The organism is Colwellia sp. C1TZA3 (genome assembly GCF_007954265.1).
Taxonomy (GTDB): Bacteria; Pseudomonadota; Gammaproteobacteria; order Enterobacterales; family Alteromonadaceae; genus Cognaticolwellia.
Genome location: NZ_VOLS01000010.1, coordinates 40,283 through 60,505, shown reverse-complemented (window position 1 = coordinate 60,505; position 20,223 = coordinate 40,283). Strand labels below are relative to the sequence as shown.

Genomic DNA, 20,223 nt, shown 5'->3' with positions numbered 1-20,223 from the left:
ATAAAAATGCAGCATTGGAATTCATATTGGTCGGGTACCAAATCACTTAATAGTTTTGCAGAAGGAGAGCACAGCCAAGGATATGTTGGTAAAATTGCCAGTTTTTGGCAAAATATTTTTAATACACTGCCTCAATTAGCAACAATTTTAGATTTAGCTTCGGGTAATGGTGGATTAGCTGTTTTAGCTAAACAGTTTAATTCAGGTTTTGACGTTTTCGCATCAGACGCCGCAAATATTGATCCCTTATTACTTTATTTTCCTTCAGACCCTAGCTACCAACACCTTAAAAGTATAAATTTTTATGGTAATACTCTTTCTGAAAACTTAGTATTTGATAGTGGTAAGTTTGATTATGTTATAAGTCAATTTGGCTTTGAATATGCTGAATCCGCTGCAGCGCTATTAGAAGTTAATAGGGTATTAAAGTCAGGTGGAGAGTTTATTGCCTTAATTCATCATCAAGACTCCTTCATTTCAGCTGATTGCAGATTAGGTCTAAAAGTAATTAATAATTTAAACCAAGTTGATGGCTTGTTAACTCAACTACAAGATTTTGGTCGGTTTTGTCAGACAATGGAAAATAAAAACCACCTTAGCCCTAAACAGCAAATTCAATTTAAACAAAAAAATGTTAATTTATTGCAGCTGTTTAAAGAAGAACAGAGTAAGTGTAGCTCTGAAGATGAGTTAGATTGGTATAATTTACTAGTAAAAGAATTACTCCCAGCAATCATTAATTGGCAGAATACAGATGAAAAAAAAGTGATAAAAATTATTGAAAACTTACACTCATTTCAACGTCGTTTACAAGATCAAAATATGGCATCACAGTCAAAGTTAGATATAGAAGGTATAAAATTGCTGACTAATAATAATTGGTCTTCCTGTAAATTTGATGTTGTTAACCTCAGGAATGGTGTTTTGTGCTGGGTGATGAGAGCGCAAAAGTAAGCTAACTACTCAAAAAAAAATTCCACTTAAATTCATATATAGCTCAATGAAAAAATGCTAAGCGCTTTACTAGGGTTTTTCACGATTCATGGTTTAATACCAAGTTGATTAATTACCTGCTCATTTTTAATGGTTAAAATGAATAACTACAGCGTTATAAAATTTATAAGTAGAATAACTACTGACTAAATTTTATGCCTTGTATTTATCTATTTTTCCTCATGAAAAAGTAGATCACTTAATTAATCAAATTGGTATAAGAGGGCTTGAGGATTAACGCCAAAACACAGTAACCGAGTCAACTAAATTAGGTTACTCTAGTTATTCCCTGTAATAGGCTTTTTACAGCACTTTTAATTATGTAACCATTCTAATGTTTTATTCAATAATTAAAATTTATTTTGCCTTTGGTAATCCAAATAAATATGAAGTCGTTGCTAATGCAACACATTGCCATTTAATTTAGTACATCCGAATATGATTCATAGCATGTTTATTGTTGCGTTAATGGACGTGTGCTTGCTTAAATTTTACCAATGTTTTTTTAACGGTAAAGCTGTCTTTTGCCAACGACTAAGCTTAAAAGTGAGGTATATATCGCTTCTAAATCGGCTCCAAGTTAATGAGCATTTATCCATAATATCGTCGTAGTTATTAAATGATTGATTAGTGAACTCATTTTCTCGCAACCAAGACCAGACCTATTCTATTGGATTTAATTCAGGAGAACATGGGGGGTATGAATGATACTTAAACTAGGGAAATCTTGATCAAGGTATTCTTGGTGCCAGCTGGCTCCATCCATAATAATAACCGCGTGTTGCTCTGCTTGTGTTGCTCTGCTTGTGTTGCTTTGGAAATCAATGCCAAATGTGATGTTATACCAGTTCCATTAAGTTTGTGATCTTGTTGTGCGCAGGAAAAATAATTCAAGGTAAGGCGCTCGATTGAGCAATAGCTGGCTATTGGGAGTGAGAGCAACACAGCCTTGAGCTATTTTAACTAGTACAAGTGAGCAATAACTTAATGGGATTGGTATTATTACCTTCATATTGCTCAGCGGTGCAATAAGTGCTTCTGTATTGCCATTAGTGATACAGAAGCGCCGAACAGATAGGCATAGACACGGGGACGAGTGCCTTTTTTGGCCCAAATTTTTGTTGTGGTATTTTGTTGACTAAACCTTGCTTCATCTCGAAACCAAACATCAACTTGAGCGAGTGACACATTGAATGGGATCTTTTTGATTGTTTTAAATTTGAATTTTTTTAAAAACGTCTTGTGCTTGTTGAGATTATTTTGGATATTTAGAGCGTGTCGTAATTCAACTTAAATTCAGTTAATGTAAAAGGTGATAAACATGAGCTTTTTGGTAGATAACGCCAAACTCCTCTTCGATAGAATTTTTCATATATTTTCCCTGAAGTTTCCCTCCGTCAGGCTTTACAGCGCTTTTAATGATGAAAGGTTTTAATCGACGTAATTGACTACCCGTAAGACCTTTAGGGTGTCCATTGTGTTTTCCTTCATTTAACCCCTCGAGGCCATCATTTAAATAGGCATTGATCCATTTATTAACGCTCGTGCGACTCACTTTTAAAAAGCGAGCTATTTCCGTGGGGCTCTTACCATCAACAAAGTGAGAGACGGCAAGCAGTCTTGTTCTCATTCTCCTGGTATTTATTGATGTAATTAATTGATTGATCTAACAACTACCGGAATTGGTCTTATTTAAATGTTAGGTTCTAATCAAATAGTAACATTTAACATCCTGGCTTATTTTGCTCATTTTTAATAGCAAACAAAGCTATTGTGATCTGTTAGTGTTTATTTGTGTAAGTGTTTAATTATTAAATTGTGTTTGTACTTAGTTGTTTTTTATTGAAATTAATTTTTTTATTGTTTAAATTACTCGCTCAGGTAATCTAAATGTAACTGTTTGTGTTGACCTGTTAACAGCATTAAGTTTAATATCTTAACCGATAGGTCAGGTATATGATCAAAAACAATTCAACAACAAGGCAATATAGCCTTGAATTTAAACACTAGTATCACGAAAGTGGTCCAGGGAGTACATATGTATAGCAATAGTAAAATAGCTAAAGCAGTGCGCGTCGCCATGATGTTTGGTGCAGGTACAGCCGCAGCAATTTCAACTCAAAGTTTCGCAGCAACTGAAGAAGCAGTTAAAAAAGTAGAGCGTATCGAAGTTACTGGTTCACGTATTAAACGTTCAGATATGGAAAGCGCTTCTCCTATAACAACCATTACCGCTGAAGCATTACAGGTTCAAGGTATACAAGATGTAGGTCAGTTTTTACAGTCTAGTGCTGTTATGTCAGGTTCTCCAACGCAGACTACTACCAATAATGGTGGTAGCGGTGGTGCATTTGTTGAGTTACGTGGTTTGGGTTCTTCACGTACATTAGTACTCGTTAACGGTCGTCGTCCTGTGTCTTCTGACTTCCAAAGCATTCCTAGTTCTATGGTTGAGCGTATTGAAGTACTTAAAGATGGTGCATCTGCAACATACGGTGCTGATGCAGTTGCGGGGGTTGTTAACATCATTACTCGTAAAGACTTTGAAGGTGTTGAAGTTACACTTCAATCGAGTAATTCATTTGACGTAAGCGAAGGTGAACAAAACGGCTTTAGTATTGTAATGGGTAAAGCATTCAATGATGGTCATTTTGTTGCGGGTATTGATTACGTTAAACAAGAAGAAGTATATCAAGGCGATACTGATATTGGGTTCTTGAATTTCCCATGGCAAGTTTGGGGCGGTGATCTTGAAGAATCATTTTGGAAAAACGGTCTACGAGGTACTAATGAATCAGATCCAAACGTAATTATAGTTGGCTCAGGCTCTGTTCCTTGTGGTAATTTCTATCTACAGCATAAGCCTCAACAAACAAATAGTAAATGTGATGGTGGTATTGCTGCATTAGCTGATATGCGTGATTTTGTAGGTGGTGGTGCCAACAATGACACATATAACTATGCCCCAGTAAACTATTTACAGACTCCATATGAAAAAATTAATGCTTTCATTGAAGGCTCTTTTCAGCTTAATGATGATATTAAGCTATTCACTGAAACACGCATTAACAAACGAGAATCTCGTCAAGAGTTAGCCGCAGTACCTTATGACACAAGGTTTGATCCTGGTTATTCTGGAACGTATGGTAAAACAGATGCAGATGGTACTCCAGTTTTAGACGGTGATGGCAATCAAGTAATGGTTGCATTCAATGGCGTATCTAAAGATAACTATTATAACCCACTTGGTGAAGATGTTTTACGTTCACGTCGCCGTATGTTGGAGGGTGGACGTAGCTTTGAACAAGATATCGTTCGATTCCAACAAGTTATTGGTATTGAAGGAGAGTTTGGAAATAATTGGTATTATGATTTGAGTTATAATTACGGTTATAGTCAAACTACATCAACTGATTTCGGTCAACTTTTTGGTCCAAACTTAGATAAAGCAATGGGTCCATCGTTTAAAGATGTTGATGGAAGCATTGTTTGTGGTACATCTGCAGAGCCAATAGCAAACTGTGTATCTATGAACGTTTTTGGCGGTCCTGGTTCAGTTACTCAAGACATGTTAGATTATGTTACGGCACCGTTGGTTGATTCATCTAACTACAAACTTGAAGTGCTTTCAGGTTTTATTGGTGGTGATTTATTTGAACTACCAGCTGGCCCACTTTCTGGTGGTGTTGGTTTCGAATATAGAGACGAAAAATCAGAGCAAAATGTTGATTCTGGAAAATTCCTGGGTGAAGTAACAGGTAACAAATCTAAAGGTACCAATGGTAGCTTTAGTGTTAAAAGTTTATTTGCAGAGTTTCGTATTCCAGTATTAGAAGATTCTGCATTCGGAGACAGCTTAGAAATTCCTGTTGGGGTTCGCTATGATGATTTCAATGTTTTTGGTGGCAAAGCAACTTATCAACTTGGGATGGAATGGAGAATTAACGATGAAGTTTTAGTACGTGGTACTAAAGGTACTTCATATCGCGCACCGGGTATTGGATCGTTATACGGCCCTGCGAATGACTCTTTCCCTGCTGCTACAGATCCATGTAGTTCAACTAATTGGGCTAGTTTAAGTACTACACAGCAAGGTAACTGTCAAGCTGACGGCGTAGCTGCTGGTGGTAGTGGCAATACTGATTCACAACAATTGTCTAAAGCTGGTGGTAACCCTGCCCTAAATCCTGAAGAGGGTGATACAACTACTTTCGGTGTTGTATACTCACCTAGCTTTGCTGAAGGTCTAGGTCTTACAGTGGATTATTGGTCAATTGAAGTAGACAATGTTATTGATTCAATTAATGCTGGCGACTCACTAAAAGGTTGTTACTTAGGTGGTGTTACATCTTTATGTGAAAATGTTGAAAGAATTAATGGTGAAATTACGCGTATCGATGAACGTTCAGTTAATTTAAGTAGAATGACAGCTAAAGGCATTGACTTTGAAGCATCATATAACATCGAAGCATTAGGTGGTGACTTTAACTTCAATTTAACTTGGGTTCATTTTTTAGAAAGAGAGAACCAAGTTTACAATGCTGATAACTTTGCATTTGAGATGAAAGACCTATCAGGTCGTTTTGAAAATGATACAACTTATGCTGAAAATAAAATTAATTTCTTAGCAATGTATTCGGTAAATGACTTTACATTTTCATATGCGATGAACTTTATTGATGGGACTGAATACGAGGATCTATTATATTGGGGGACCACACCAGTTGATGAAAATGATCTAAGTAAAGGTAATCATGCGTACAAAGTTGATTCGCAAATGTACCATGACGTTTCAGCATCATACACGTTCGACTTTGGAACAAAGGTCACTGCTGGTATTACAAACTTAACTGATGAAGAGCCTCCTTATATTGAACCTGGTAATAATGGTAATACAGATGAAAGTAACTATCGATTATTTGGTCGTAGCTGGTATGTTCGTTTAGTCCAGAAATTTTAATTAACAAATAATTACTACTTAAAAGCCCTTGTTATTACAAGGGTTTTTTAATTGAAGTGTATGAAAATATATACAGCCACGCTTAAAATTATGAATGATATATTTGTATTTAAAAGAAATCCTGTAACAAAATCTGTTAAGGGTCGTCTAAATTGTTAAGCAGTTTCTTTGTTTTGCTTTGGATTTAACTCCACAGCGCCTATTGGCTGCCAGTTTCTCTCTTCTTTTGACCATCGCTGTGGATGTTCATTTCTTTTTGTCTGATATAGTACTTTTCGCTTCGCGAGTATCTCAATATCAAGGCCATCGTGTCTCTGGCTCGGTGTCACAAACTTTATTCTGCTATGACGATGCTCATTGTTGTACCAATAAACAAACTCTTTCACCCATTTTCGAGCTTCGCTTAACGATTTAAAACCCTCGCTAGGCCAACGAAGACGATACTTCACTGTTCTAAACAGTGATTCTGAGTACGGATTATCGTTACTTACCCTAGGGCGACTGCGTGAGGTAACAACACCTAAATCGTACATATTAGCCGCATCGTCAGGCTCTTCATAGGTGCTCCATTATCAGAATGCAACACTACGTCTTTCTTCAAGCATTTTTCTGCCCAAACACTACGCTCTAGTAATGCTGCTTGCTCACCCGTCTCATTGTGATGAACTTCCCAACCCACGACTTTACGGCTATAAATATCTTCTATTATATAGAGGTAATAGTGTTTACCTATAACCAATGTGGGCATGTAGCTGATATCCCAACTCCACACTTCATTCCTTTTTTTAGCCGTATAATTTGTTGGTTTTTTATAGATATTTCTTGGCTTAGATTTGCCTTGGTGGTGCAGCATATTTTCAGCATTTAATAGAAGGTAAAAACTCGACTCCGACGCAATGTATTCACCTCTATCGGCGAGTATTGGTACAATTTGACTTGGCGGTGATGAGGCAAACTCTTCGCTACTACACACATCAATTACGGCTTGTCTTTCGGCTTTATTTAGTTTGTTCCCAGGTTCGAGCCTCGTGGCTGTTGGCCTTTTATCTGCACCAACCTCACCGTTTATTCGCCAACGCTGCAAGGCTCTTGTTGAGAAGCCAATCACTTCACAGGCCTTGTCTTGCCTCGTACCGGACGCTACGGCGGTGCTGACCAACTGTGCATGCTTTTGCCTATCGGTCAGCGAAATCAGCTGTCCTTTTTTTCTTTCCAATAGGCATCGAACTTTTTTCCTAATACGAGTAATGCGGCTGTTTTTGCTAAGGTTTTTTCTTTTCTACGCAGCTCTCGCTCTAATGCCTTAATACGTTTTTTGTCAGATTTTTACTTAGGCGTTATCTTTGTTCTTTTTGTCGATTTTGTTGTTGTATTAACACCAATACAAGCTTGTTCCCATGCTTTTACTTGCTCAGGATCCAACCCTTTCACTCGACAATACTCACTTAACTCAACTGCCGATAGTGTGGCGGTTTCCAGTACAGCAGCAAACTTTTCCTCACTTGACCACTTATTTGACGAACTCACTTTTGTCACGTTTAAACCCGAGGTATTAAATTGCTTTTGCCAACTATACAGGGTTGAAAGGTTAATGCCTTCTTGCGCTGAAAACTTTCGAACTGACAAACCACTTTGACTGAGTTTATTTAATATGGCTTCTTTAAATTGACTTGAATACCTTTGATAATCCAGTAACATTAGCCTACCGCACCCTGTTTATTTATAAAATTAATTGAAGCGACAACTATCCTGACACAAGTGAAACAAACACTTTTAGTTTGATATGCTTTAACAATTAAAGTATATCTCGGTGCAGGTACCTATGAATTTATTCGGTGTATAGTAAAGACAGGAAAGCCAAATAACTGCCATATTGAAACAGTATAATCATCTGTATCCCTCCCTAATCTCAAAATATAACATTGAACCTTTGTTAGCTGAGATATCCCTTAAAGATTTATAATTGTTCAATTAAAAGGCAAACTAACGAAATTAAGTCACAATTAGCTAATAAGATTTGACTTACTACGAAAGAGTTAGTAAAACATCAGTAGCACATATTTTTACAATATGGGGGTCTTTTGTAACATCGATTAAATCAATGTTTTTTCTGTATTAGATAAATATATTGTTCAATTGACGTTATAAAAATGTTTACTTCGCTCTTAAAGGCGAAATAAATGGTCTTTTTATTGTACTTAGTTGACAGTTAGGCTGTCGTCTGGGAATATTGCCGTAGTTTTATTTTTAAAAATTAAAACTTAAAATGGCAGATTATTAAATTTGCGTTAACAATAAAGTTTGTTATCAAAATTCAATAGCAATGGTTGGGAACTATGTCCAAATTAAGCAAGAAAAGCCTTATCGCAACGACGATAATCGGCGCATTAGCATTTTCAGCAAGCAACTTCGCTGCTGCAGATGCTTTAACAGAACTACAAAAAGCAGAAGCTCAAATTTTTAAAGCTTCAAGTAAATCACAAAGCAAAATAGACAATATTTACGGACAAACTCAAGAGTTACTAGCTGAGTATCGTAATACAGTCGATGAAGCTGACGTGTTAAACGGTTATAACGATCACGTTCAACTTATGGTTGATGATCAAGAAGCTAATATTAAATCATTACAAAAGCAAATTGCTGGTATAGATAAAACTAAGCAAGGCGTTGTACCATTGATGTACAAAATGATTGACACATTAGAGAAGTTTGTTGACCTTGATGTTCCTATGAACATTGATGCACGTAAAGAGCGTATTGCTGGTTTACGTGATGTAATGGGTGATTCAGATGTATCAGTATCTGAACAATTTCGTTTAGTGCTTGAAGCATATGAAATTGAAGCCAATTACGGCACTGTATTCGGTGTGTATCAAGGTGAGCTTGACTTAGGTGATCGTATGATTACCGCCGATTTTGTTCACATGGGTCGTATTTCATTTGTTGCTCAATCGCTTGACATGAAAAACTCTTGGGTTTGGAACAATGAAAAACGTGCTTGGGAAGCTTTAGGTGACGAATACTTGAAACCAGTCACTGATGCAGTGCGTATGGCTCGTAAGCAATTACCACTCGATCTAGCTAAACTACCCGTATTTGCAGCAGGAGCAGAATAATGAAAAAAGTTATTAATTTCGTATTATTTGCTGCTTCAATGACAGTAGCAGCTTCAGCATCAGCCAATCAGTTAGATGACTTATTAAAACAAGTTAAAAATGACCGTATTTCTGAAGCTAAAATTGATAAAAAACGTGAAGCAGAATTCACTTCTGCGCGTTCTGATAAGCAATCGTTATTGAACTCAGCTAAAACAGAACTAGCAAATCAACAAGCACGAAACAAGCGTTTAACAAAAGAGTATGCCGCTAACGAAATTACTTTAGCGCAAAAAGCTGTAGAGTTAGACAATGCCCAAGGTACTTTAGGTGAAATGTTCGGTGTAAGTCGTGCAGCTGCAGCTAATGCTTATGGTTCAATTGTAACGTCAATTGTTTCAGCTGAATACCCAGGTCGTGGTGATACATTAGACATGATTGCTAATTCAAAAGCTATTCCTGAACTTGAGCAGCTTGAAGAATTATGGTTTGCTCTGCAAACTGAAATGACTCAGTCAGGTGAAGTTTCTAAGTTTACTACAGAAGTAACTAACTTAGATGGTTCAAAGTCTACGGAGTCAGTAACACGTATCGGTACTTTTAACTTAGTATCTGAAGATGGTTACTTAAATTACAATGATGAAGTTGGTCAAGTACAGCCACTAGCTAAGCAACCTGCTGGCTATATCGCTGGTGCTGCGGCTTCTTTCTTTGGTGAGACCTCTGGTTATTCACCTCTTTATGTAGATCCATCTCGTGGTGCTATCTTAACGCTGGAAACGCGTAAGAAAACATTGATGGAATTCTACCATGAAGGTAAAGAAGTGGGCTATGCCATTACAGTATTGTTATTCTTTGGTCTTCTTATTGCTTTAGAGCGTATGATTGTTCTTGGTAGCATGACTTCTAAAATTCGCGCTCAAGAGAAAAATCTTGAACAACCAAACGACAATAACCCACTTGGTCGCTTGTTAAAAGTTTACTTTGAAAACAAAGCGGTTGATGCGGAAACACTTGAACTTAAACTTGATGAAGCTATATTACGCGAGACACCTAAAGTTGACCGTGGTATTCACTTAATCAAAATGTTCGCTGCAATTGCACCACTAATGGGTCTATTGGGTACAGTAATCGGTATGATTATGACTTTCCAAACGATTACATTGTACGGTACAGGTGACCCGAAAATTATGGCGGGTAACATCTCTCTAGCGCTTGTAACAACAGCCTTAGGTTTGATTTGTGCATTACCATTAATCTTAATCCACAGCGTTGTTGCTGGTAAAAGTAAATCTGTATTGCAAAAGTTAGACGAGCAAAGCGCTGGCTTGATTGCTGCTATCGCAGAGAAGGAGTCTAAATAATGTTATTCCTGATAGAGCTTTGGGAATCTGTCAGGAGTTTTATTGCGACTGGCGGTAACGTACTTTACGTTGTTGCCTTCGCACTCTTATTGATGTGGATAATGATGATAGAGCGTTATTGGTTCCTATCTAAAATTTATCCTAAAATGAAAGACGATATCGTTGGACGTTGGGATGCAAGAGAAGATACTACTTCTTGGTATGCACATCGAATTAGAGAGACTTGGATCTCCGAAGCGACAGAACTACTAGAGCAACGTATGCTCACAATTAGAACCTTGGTGGCAATGTGTCCACTAATTGGTTTACTTGGTACCGTAACCGGCATGATCGGTGTGTTTGAAGTAATGGCACAACAAGGTACTGGTAATCCGCGTCTGATGGCGTCTGGTATATCAATGGCAACTATTCCGACAATGGCGGGTATGGTTGCAGCTTTATCAGGTGTGTTTTTCAGTTCAAGGTTAGACGCTAAGGTTAAACTAGCAAAGGCTAAACTGGTTGACAGTTTACCTCATCACTAGAGAGATATTCGAATGGCACGTAAACGTATTCGTGAAGACGAAGAAGCAGTAATAGATATGACGCCGATGCTTGACATCGTATTCATCATGCTGATTTTCTTTATCGTAACTACTTCTTTTGTAAAAGAAGCTGGTATTGAAGTTAATAAACCTAAAGCGGCAAATCAATCGAAACAAAAGTCAGCTAATATCTTTGTTGCAATTAAAGATAATGGTGAAATTTGGTTAGATAAACGTCGTGTAGATGTTGAACGCGTAGCGGCCAATATTGAAAAATTATTGGCTGAGCAACCAACTGACGTTGTAATCATTCAAGCTGACAAAGACGCTAAACATGGTGTAGTTGTTAAAGTAATGGATGCAATTAAAGAAGCGGGCATAGACAGAATATCTATCGCTGCAGCTAAGGGGTAGTTTATGGTTCGCTTTTTAGTATCTATACTACTAGGCGCGGCAGTAACATTTGCTTTGTTTTCTTTTATGGCCTTCCTTATTTCTAGCGGTGATAGAACTAAGGAAGAATCATTAGAGAATATTATTGTAGAAGTTAATACGACGCCACCTAAGTCAGCTGCTGAACGCCGTCAACGTGTTCCGCCGCCGCCGCCGCCGCCGCCTAAAACGCCACCTAAGCCTCAAGCTCCAGAGCCTGAAGCTAATAACGACACCGGTGGATTAACGTTTAATATGCCTGGCGTACAGTTAGCTGGAGCAAATGCAGGTATTTCTGCACCTGGTGCTGGTTTTGGTCGTGACGGAGATGCAACACCAATAGTGCGTATTGAGCCTAAATACCCAATACAAGCTGCTCGTGATGGTAAAGAAGGTTGGGTTACGCTTTCATTTACTATCAATGAAATTGGTGGTGTTGAAGACGTTGATGTCATTGAAGCAGAGCCAAGACGTGTTTTCGACAAAGAAGCTAAACGTGCTTTGCGAAAATGGAAATACAAACCAAAAGTTGTCGATGGCAAAGCTATGAGACAAAAAGGTTTGACTGTACGACTTGACTTTAAAATGGATGGAGGGAATTAGTAATGAATAAGATTTTTTCATCTTTACTGTTAATTGTTTCAGTTGTTCTAATTCAATTGCCAATGGTTGCAGAAGTATCTGCAGCCGGCGCTGAAAAGTCTGAAAAACCAAAACGTAAAACGCAGCTTGTTGGACCCAGTGTTGGTAAAAAAGTAGGTAAGGCCTTTGAAGCTTATTCAGCTGATGATATTCCAGGTGCCTTAGTTATTCTTTTAGACATTGATGCTAATAAAGATTACGACAAAGCTTATGTTGCTCGTTTTATAGCGGTTATGTATGCAACTATGGGTGATGAAGAAGCGAAAGCAATTCAATACCTAAAAATGGCTGTAGAACCTGACATCCTCAATGAAGGTGATCACGGTGCTGCGATTAAGCTGTTAGCTGATTTACAGATGCAAACCAAAGCTTATGAAGAAGCACTAGTTAATTATAAAGCTTGGATGGATTTTACGGGTGAATCTGATGGTAACACTTGGACTAAAATAGCCAATGCCCATTATGCGCTGAAGCAATTAGATGAAATAATTGCTCCAGCTGATAATGCCATTGCCGCTTACGGTGACAAGCAAAACAAGAATCCTTATATATTGAAGATTACTTCATTTTATGAAAATAAAAAATATAAAGAGGCTGTTGAAACGCTTGAAACTGTTATCCAAGTATTCCCAGAAGATAAAACTTGGTGGACGCAGTTAGGTATGTTCTACCTGCTAGTTGAAGATTACCAGAAAGGTCTACAAACGCTTGATCTGGCTTATAAACAAGGTTTCCTTGTTAAAGAATCTGAAATCAAAACACTAGCAAGTTTATATTCGCAGAATATAGTGCCATACAAAGCAGCGATACTTCTAGAGAAGCATATCGATTCTGGCTTAGTAGCACGTGATGATAAAAATTTATCATCACTAGCTAATGCTTGGCACGCTGCTCAGAATATTGATAAAGCGGCTAGCTATTATGGCGAATTGGCTAAAATGACTAACCTTGCTAAGCATTACAGCAAACAAGGTATGTTATTAAAGCAAGATGAGCAATTTAAGCCAGTGATCATAGCATTAACTAAAGCAATAGAGCTTGGTGTTAGAAATGAAGGTAGACTGCAAATGAGTATCGCAGAATCACACTTTTATTTAGAACAATACAAGCAAGCTTATAAAGCGATTAGTATAGCCATGAAAGATCCTAAAACCCGTAAGTCAGCTAAGGGTTGGGAAAGCTTTATTAAAGATACAGCACGACGGAAGAACGTTTCTATCTAATTTTTATACTTAATTAATAGATATGACACTAAAAACCAGCCAATTAGGCTGGTTTTTTTATGTTTTGAATAGTCACTTACTCATAATACCAATTTCACTAATTATCTGATCATTTCTACTGGTGTAAATAACTAACTACGGCGTTATTTAATAATAAAAGCAGCTAGTTTATTAAAATAAATACCTTATATTTGGCTATCCCCCTGCGTATAAAGTAGACCAGATAATTAATGAAACTGGTATAACCATCTGCTCAATAATTACTTGTCGATATATTATTATCGAATTTAAAATAAAAATTTAATAAATAGTTAAGTTATACCAGTTCCATTAAGTTTGTGATCTTGTTGTGCGCAAGAAAAATAACTCAAGGTAAGGCGCTCGATTGAGCAATAGCTGGCTATTGGGAGTGAGAGCAACACAGCCTTGCGCTATTTTAACTAGTACAAGTGAGCAATAACTTAATGGGATTGGTATTAGTTGTTCTAAATCAAATAAAGCTACTTTTAAGAGCTATTTTAGTCTACAATTTGCGCCGTTTAGTTACTCCATTGGAATTGCCATGTCAGAAGAAAACTTTAAAGATAGCTCGTCTAAGCGCCATGTATTTATTGCGTTGTTTGTGATGCTTGCAGCACCTTTATTACCGATGTTGGCCGGTTGGTTTACATTATTGTCAAATTAACCAATAAGTGTTTTGTTTAAAATGAAAATTCTTGTTGTAGATGATAATCCGGTAATACTAAATAGCCTGAGTGAATTGTTATTCGCTCAAGGTTATTTTGTCGATACAGCGTGTCACGGTCTAGATGGCTCTGAAAAATTACAAAAACGATACTATGATTTAGTCATAGTTGATCACTTGATGCCTATCATGAACGGTATTCAGTTAACTAAACACATACGCCAGCATAAAATTTATGCAGATACACCGGTTATTCTGATGACAACGCAAGGTCATCAATCGCTAAAGCTGATTTGCAATACTGACTTATTTTTAGCGATAATTGATAAACCTGTTGATGCAGAAAACCTACTTAAATTGGTAAATAACTTACTATCGGTAAATACTCGCTATCAGTTACTATAATCTTTCAGTGAATTGCTTTATTCTGTAACTAAAATATTTTTTGACTTTTAGAACATGACTGAAACACAAATCAATACACTTAAATCCGCAATTCACACCATTCCAGATTATCCAAAAGCCGGTATTATGTTTAGAGACGTAACAGGTATATTGGATGACGCTGAAGCGTTCAAGCTCACCATAGATATCTTAGCTAATAAATTCAAAGCGGGTGGTTTTACTAAGATAGTTGGCACTGAAGCGCGTGGCTTTCTTTTTGGTGCTCCGTTAGCATTAGCGATGGGCTTAGGCTTTGTTCCTGTGCGCAAGCCAGGTAAGTTGCCAAGAGCTACTTATAGGCAAGATTATCAGCTAGAGTATGGGCATGACACCTTAGAAATCCACCAAGATGCGTTAACCAAAGATGATAATGTTTTAATTATTGATGATCTACTGGCAACGGGTGGGACTATTGAAGCAACCACCAAGCTGATCAGACGTTTAGGTGCGAAGGTAACAGATGCTGCATTTGTTATATCGTTGCCAGATTTAGGTGGTGAAAAAAAACTCGAAGACATGGATTTATCTGTGTTCTCTTTACTGCAATATGCTGGTGATTAAGGCTGAAGAATGAGCTATCAGGTTTTAGCAAGAAAATGGCGACCAAAATCCTTTAGTGAGTTGATGGGCCAAGAACATGTTGTTACTGTTTTGGTTAATGCCCTAACCCAACAAAGGCTACATCATGCTTACCTATTCACTGGAACGCGTGGTGTCGGTAAAACTACCATTGCGAGAATTTTTGCTAAAAGTCTAAATTGCGAAACAGGCATCACCGCAACGCCTTGTGGCACTTGTGATGCTTGCGTGGATATCGACCAAGGTCGCTTTGTAGACTTACTTGAAATTGATGCCGCCTCTCGTACTAAAGTTGACGATACTCGTGAAATTTTAGATAACGTACAATATGCACCAACAAGAGGTCGATATAAGGTCTACTTGATTGATGAAGTTCATATGTTGTCACGTAGTAGCTTCAATGCCTTATTAAAGACACTTGAAGAACCTCCTGAGCATGTAAAGTTCATTCTTGCGACCACTGATCCACAAAAGCTACCCGTTACGGTACTTTCTCGTTGTTTACAGTTTCATTTAAAAGCGCTAACGATTAAGCAAATTAGCGATAAAATCATTGAAATACTAACAAAAGAAGCCGTAGCATTTGATGATGAATCAATTGCGTTACTAGCTAAAGCAGCTCGTGGCAGCATGCGCGACTGCTTGAGTTTGACCGACCAATGTATTGCGCAGGGTAATGGCAATATAAGCAGAAATGACGTTCAGCAAATGTTAGGGGGCGTTGACCGAGATTGGGTCTTTAAAATTATCATCGCCTTATTGAAACAAGACTCTGCAGCGTTAATGCAGCTTTCACTGGTTATTGCCTCATATGCGCCAAGCTATAGCCGATTGTCAGCTGAGCTAATCCAACTATTGCACCAAATAGCGATGACACAGGTGGTTAAAGCTAATTTTAGCTTACCGGTAGAGCACCAACAACTGCTAACGCGTTTCTGTCAGTTAATGTCGCCTGAAGATGTTCAGCTGTATTATCAAATAGTTTTAACAGCCAGAAAAGATTTACCTTATGCAGATGATGAACAAGCTGCATTTGATATGATGTTATTACGCTTACTGGCTTTTAAACCGGTTGTTAATAGCGATAATTTACCAGAAGCAGGTAAAGAAATATCTGATGAAATTTCGTTTAGTGATTCAAAGTTATTAGCTAATGCTAGCGCTAATCTGGACGAAAACCTCAATCCAGAAAAAAAATCAGTCTTACCAGAGGCTGATTCGCTGAGCTCAACTAACAGAGAAATATTGGCTGATGCTGCGCAGAACCAGGTTAAATCTAGTGATAATCGACCTGAGAGCATGGAAGATATTCAACAGCAATCAAGCGTTAATATAAATGAAGAAACATCGATTCCCGATGCGGCTATAGCTCCTAATCAAGAACTTGAAGCTAATGATGTTTTAGCAGAAGAAATGCGGGCAATTGAACATCAAGCTAATGCGCTTATTGAGCCGATAACCGCAATACAGACATTACAGCCTGAGCATAGCGAAATTGATCAAAATATTATTGTTCAAACACCTACTGCTAATCACGGTGAGGAAGATAAGTCTATTGTTAGCGCGAGTAACGATAGTACCGACTTGCCGCAGGGAAGTGATGATAAAAAGCCATTTGAATCGCCAGTTGCGGCAGCAATCGCGACACGAAATATGCTCAGAAGTCGTAAAAAGTCAATGGAGAATAGCTCAAAAAAGCCTAATGGCGTGGTCCTGCGTCCATCATTAAATACCAACGAGGACACGAGTGTAGACCCGGTAAAAAATAATGCCACAGAGCAGCCTAATGTGCCTGACATAGCAACATTACCTGAACAGCCCTATAATGAAGGTATTATTAACCCAGCGACGATCAAATTAGCAAACCAAGTTGATAAATGGGCACATATGATCGACAGCATGTCTTTGCTCGCGCGCCTAAGACAGCTAGCAATACATGCTACTATCGATGCTAGGTCTACTGACGATTTATTGATTTTACAATTAGATCAAGCCATTAAGCACTTAAATAGTGATGCTGCACATAAGCAATTAGAAGCACAAATATCTGAATATCTACAACGTAAAATCACAGTTGAAGTAAACATTGTTGAAAAAACTGTTGCGGATCCTTATCAAATCCAAACAGATATTAATGCCAAGCGCTATGAATATGCACAGCAAGTGTTAGCTGAAGACGAAATTGTTATTGCACTGCAACAACAATTTCAAGCTGAGCTTTACCAAGAAACTGTTGTAGCGCGTTAATCGCTACTTGAATTTTTAGCCGTTAACTACTATCTTTGGCGGCATATTACATTTGGAGAGAAAATTATGATGAAAGGTGGCATGGGCAACTTAATGAAGCAAGCCCAAGAAATGCAAGCTAAAATGGCAAAAGCACAAGAAGATTTAGCTAAAATGGAAGTGACCGGCGAAGCGGGTGCAGGTATGGTCAAAGTGACCATGACAGGTAACCATAACGTACGTCGTGTTATTATCGATGACAGCTTAATAGCAGACGATAAAGATATGCTTGAAGACTTAGTCGCCGCAGCAATGAATGATGCTGTACGTCGCGTTGAAGAGCAAAATAAAGATAAAATGGGTGCTTTAACTGGTGGTATGCAAATGCCTCCAGGGATGAAAATGCCGTTTTAGTTTTAAGTCTATGAAAAAGCCCGCTTCTTATGCGGGCTTTTTTGTATGGATTGCCCGTCCTAAATACATTTACACACTTAGGACCTGATAATAAAAACAGCAAACGCACACAACGTGATTATACTTCTGTCTTTTCTAGCTATTTCGACTAGAACATTATCATATAATATGCTCTTTATTAGTCAACGAGGTCGTTCGTGTTTTGTTGGATAAACGGAATAACGATAATAAAACCAAGCCCTCTCACGCTATAAAATCGTCCAAGTAAAAAAATAACCCCACGTTCATATTATTGTAAAACTCTAAAAGCACTTAACAAAAAGGCAATAAGTAAAAGTATAATTGAGCCGGTGAATAATTCTAAATTATTAAATAATGAAGTCATTATCTTGCTCCTTAGTTGTTGCGTTTAGTGCTGGTGCAAAAACAAGGGTTAGGTGATTAATTTCTTGCACTTGTACCTGTTGATTTTTTTCCAAGGCTAGTTGGCTGCTAGCCGCCCAACGCTCGCCATTAAAGAGCACATAACCCTCATCAGTGAAGTCAATCTCCACCGTAACCCAAGCCTTAACTATTTCTTATTGACCACTGACTATTTTATTTTTTTGTGCTCGGTAGATAAATCCCAAGTCAAAGATAATAAATAGTGCAGGAGAAAAGCAAAACCGGCAATCAATGGTAGAGATATTTTAAATTGCTCAAGCTTAGTGTCGAATAATACCAATCCCATTAAGTTATTGCTCACTTGTACTAGTTAAAATAGCTCAAGGCTGTGTTGCTCTCAATCCCAATAGCCAGCTATTGCTCAATCGAGCGCCTTACCTTGAGTTATTTTTCCTGCGCACAACAAGATCACAAACTTAATGAAATTGGTATGAAAGGATCGAGCCTAAAAAAATGCGTCAAAACCGCCGAGGCTAAAAATACCAAAGCTTGGTATTAGTGATTCCATTACCATGAGTGTTACGCCTAACAACAGTAGGGCAACACCCGCAAAATTTAGTGGCAGTAACTGTAGGGCATATAAGGCGATAAGTAACGATATACCGCCGACAATACCCGCTACTCCTACGCCAATGTGGTTTTTTTCTCAGTATTTCTCCTTCTTTTCTCCCTGTGAAAAATAATAAAATAACTCACAGGGAGAAAAGAAGGAGAAGAGCAGGAGAAGTAAAAAAATACTGACTTTTTAGGTGGTTTTTAATACTAATTTTTACCGATTAAATAAATGTTAAACCAACTTGGCATAAGTACAGCCAGCCCAAAAGGTTTTAGTCTTTCCTCATTGTTTTCTCCTTCCTTTCCCCCCTGTAAAAAATAATAAAATAACTCACAGGTAGAAAACAAGTAGGAGGACAGGAGAGGTAAAAACGCTGATTTTTTATAAGGTCTTTAATGCTAGCCTTTATCGACAGACCTAATTTTAAATCAACTTGGTGTAAATACGGTAAATAGCCGTTAAAATACTGTTTTTTGTAGTATGATATGACTATAAAAAAAAACTATTCTTTGCTTTTTAAAAGTAAAAATAACAGCAAAATAAGGTTTCCTATGACATACGCAGCAATTACCGGTTGGGGCAAGTGCTTACCGCCCGCTATTCTTACCAATGATGATTTAGCCACGTTTTTAGAAACAGATGACCAATGGATAACTTCTCGCACTGGTATGAAAGAGCGAAGAATTTCTCATGTTACTGTCAGTGAGTTAGCCCATGTTGCCTGTGCGAGAGCATTGGCTGCTGCAGGTAAAACCGCCAAAGATGTTGAGTTGATTGTTTTTGGCAGCACCACATTTGATCAGATCTGTCCTAACGCGGCCTCTAATGTCCAGCGTTTACTAGGAGCTGAGAATGCCGCTTGCATGGATGTTAGTACAGCCTGTACTGGTGGCATGTATAGTTTAAGCGTTGCAACATCTATGATAAAAAGCGGAGTGGTTAAATCAGCACTGATTATTGGCGCTGAAACTATTTCGCCTATTATGGACTGGAGTAACCGTGATGTTGCTGTCTTATTTGGTGACGGTGCAGCAGCGCTTTATTTAGAAGAAAGTGCAGAAGAAACTGGCGTTATAACGCAAGCTTTAGGATGCTATGGCGAATCCCGAGATATTCTGGCTGTTGAAGGCTGGGGCATGAAATATGCTAATAAAGGACGTTTGCTTGGACAGTCTAATTGGGCGTTTTTAGGACCAGATATTTTTAAAAAAGCGGTTTCAGGTATGGCGCAGGCCTGTGAAAAAGCACTAGCACAAGCGCAACTCAGTGCTGACCAAATGGCCAGTGTTGTTCCTCATCAAGCAAATTTACGTATTATTGATACCCTAGTAAAACGTCTTAAAATGGACAAAGAAAAGGTATTTATCAACATTCATAAATATGGCAACATGTCAGCGGCAACAACCTTAGTGGCCTTTGTCGAAGCGATAGAAGAAGGCTTCATTGCGCAGCAATCTTATGTGTTGCTTCCAGCCTTTGGTGGTGGTTTAACATGGAGCGCTCATGTTGTGAAATGGGGTGATAGAACCCATGCTTTATCAACAACCGATGTCAATTTACCTGAATGTAAGCAATCTGGCTTGGAACTAGTACAAGACATTATTGCTGGCAAATCTGTGTAAAAAATTAATTTTTTGTTTAT

Annotated in this window: 17 protein-coding genes and 1 pseudogene; 14 read left to right on the top strand and 4 right to left on the bottom strand. The window is 37.9% G+C overall.

The features are described from left to right. The first annotated feature begins 6 nt into the window (after nucleotides 1-6). Nucleotides 7-954 carry a class I SAM-dependent methyltransferase gene (locus ESZ39_RS04885; protein WP_146878664.1) on the top strand — a complete coding sequence of 316 codons (948 nt, stop codon included), beginning with the start codon at nucleotides 7-9 and terminating at the stop codon, nucleotides 952-954. A gap of 1,339 nt (nucleotides 955-2,293) precedes the next feature. Here the strand turns inward: ESZ39_RS04885 and ESZ39_RS04880 are convergent. Further along, nucleotides 2,294-2,623, bottom strand: a complete 330-nt coding sequence (locus tag ESZ39_RS04880) for a helix-turn-helix domain-containing protein (protein ID WP_146878663.1) — start codon at nucleotides 2,621-2,623, stop codon at nucleotides 2,294-2,296. A gap of 408 nt (nucleotides 2,624-3,031) precedes the next feature. Here ESZ39_RS04880 and ESZ39_RS04875 point away from each other — a divergent pair, with 408 nt between their 5' ends. Further along, entirely contained in the window at nucleotides 3,032-5,953 is a 2,922-nt protein-coding gene (locus tag ESZ39_RS04875) for a TonB-dependent receptor domain-containing protein (RefSeq protein ID WP_146878662.1), read from the top strand. 155 nt (nucleotides 5,954-6,108) lie between these two features. Here ESZ39_RS04875 and ESZ39_RS04870 read toward each other — a convergent pair. Next, a pseudogene (locus ESZ39_RS04870) lies at nucleotides 6,109-7,651 on the bottom strand (IS3 family transposase). A 638-nt stretch (nucleotides 7,652-8,289) separates the two neighbouring features. Between ESZ39_RS04870 and ESZ39_RS04865 the strand changes: the two are divergent. The 11 genes from ESZ39_RS04865 to ESZ39_RS04820 all read left to right on the top strand — a co-directional run bounded on the left by ESZ39_RS04865 (nucleotide 8,290) and on the right by ESZ39_RS04820 (nucleotide 17,581). Then, entirely contained in the window at nucleotides 8,290-9,069 is a 780-nt protein-coding gene (locus ESZ39_RS04865) for a DUF3450 domain-containing protein (RefSeq protein WP_146878661.1), read from the top strand. Continuing rightward, on the top strand, nucleotides 9,069-10,412 hold the full coding sequence (locus ESZ39_RS04860) for a MotA/TolQ/ExbB proton channel family protein (protein ID WP_146878660.1): 1,344 nt from the start codon (nucleotides 9,069-9,071) through the stop codon (nucleotides 10,410-10,412). Before ESZ39_RS04865 ends, ESZ39_RS04860 begins: the two co-directional genes overlap by 1 nt. After that, nucleotides 10,412-10,936: a MotA/TolQ/ExbB proton channel family protein gene (locus ESZ39_RS04855; RefSeq protein WP_146878659.1), complete on the top strand. Its 525-nt coding sequence runs from the start codon at nucleotides 10,412-10,414 to the stop codon at nucleotides 10,934-10,936. The genes ESZ39_RS04860 and ESZ39_RS04855 overlap by 1 nt, the downstream gene beginning before the upstream one ends. Nucleotides 10,937-10,948: 12 nt before the next feature. Then, complete coding sequence (locus ESZ39_RS04850) at nucleotides 10,949-11,350, top strand: ExbD/TolR family protein (protein WP_081149207.1); 402 nt, start codon at nucleotides 10,949-10,951, stop codon at nucleotides 11,348-11,350. A 3-nt stretch (nucleotides 11,351-11,353) separates the two neighbouring features. Further along, nucleotides 11,354-11,971 (top strand): energy transducer TonB, encoded by a 618-nt coding sequence (locus ESZ39_RS04845; RefSeq protein ID WP_146878658.1) that lies wholly within the window; start codon nucleotides 11,354-11,356, stop codon nucleotides 11,969-11,971. A 2-nt stretch (nucleotides 11,972-11,973) separates the two neighbouring features. Continuing rightward, nucleotides 11,974-13,233, top strand: coding sequence for a tetratricopeptide repeat protein (locus ESZ39_RS04840; RefSeq protein ID WP_146878657.1), 1,260 nt, complete (start codon nucleotides 11,974-11,976; stop codon nucleotides 13,231-13,233). Nucleotides 13,234-13,795: 562 nt separating this feature from the next. Next, nucleotides 13,796-13,918, top strand: a complete 123-nt coding sequence (locus tag ESZ39_RS18225) for a hypothetical protein (protein ID WP_262984480.1) — start codon at nucleotides 13,796-13,798, stop codon at nucleotides 13,916-13,918. A gap of 21 nt (nucleotides 13,919-13,939) precedes the next feature. Continuing rightward, nucleotides 13,940-14,323: a response regulator gene (locus tag ESZ39_RS04835; protein WP_146878656.1), complete on the top strand. Its 384-nt coding sequence runs from the start codon at nucleotides 13,940-13,942 to the stop codon at nucleotides 14,321-14,323. A 54-nt stretch (nucleotides 14,324-14,377) separates the two neighbouring features. Then, on the top strand, nucleotides 14,378-14,923 hold the full coding sequence (apt, locus tag ESZ39_RS04830) for an adenine phosphoribosyltransferase (protein WP_146878655.1): 546 nt from the start codon (nucleotides 14,378-14,380) through the stop codon (nucleotides 14,921-14,923). Nucleotides 14,924-14,932: 9 nt separating this feature from the next. Further along, complete coding sequence (gene dnaX / locus ESZ39_RS04825) at nucleotides 14,933-17,188, top strand: DNA polymerase III subunit gamma/tau (protein WP_146878654.1); 2,256 nt, start codon at nucleotides 14,933-14,935, stop codon at nucleotides 17,186-17,188. 63 nt (nucleotides 17,189-17,251) lie between these two features. After that, nucleotides 17,252-17,581: a YbaB/EbfC family nucleoid-associated protein gene (locus ESZ39_RS04820; protein WP_191321705.1), complete on the top strand. Its 330-nt coding sequence runs from the start codon at nucleotides 17,252-17,254 to the stop codon at nucleotides 17,579-17,581. Nucleotides 17,582-17,949: 368 nt separating this feature from the next. On the opposite strand, the gene ESZ39_RS04815 is transcribed toward ESZ39_RS04820, so the two are convergent. Together ESZ39_RS04815 and ESZ39_RS17720 are read right to left on the bottom strand one after the other, a co-directional pair. After that, a complete protein-coding gene (locus ESZ39_RS04815) occupies nucleotides 17,950-18,135 on the bottom strand; it encodes an NfeD family protein (protein ID WP_191321703.1) in 186 nt (61 codons plus the stop codon). A 38-nt stretch (nucleotides 18,136-18,173) separates the two neighbouring features. Further along, a complete protein-coding gene (locus ESZ39_RS17720; protein ID WP_191321702.1) occupies nucleotides 18,174-18,311 on the bottom strand; it encodes a hypothetical protein in 138 nt (45 codons plus the stop codon). Between the two features lie 821 nt (nucleotides 18,312-19,132). On the opposite strand from ESZ39_RS17720, the gene ESZ39_RS04805 reads away from it, so the two are divergent. Then, on the top strand, nucleotides 19,133-20,203 hold the full coding sequence (locus tag ESZ39_RS04805; protein WP_146878651.1) for a beta-ketoacyl-ACP synthase 3: 1,071 nt from the start codon (nucleotides 19,133-19,135) through the stop codon (nucleotides 20,201-20,203). Nucleotides 20,204-20,223 lie beyond the last annotated feature (20 nt).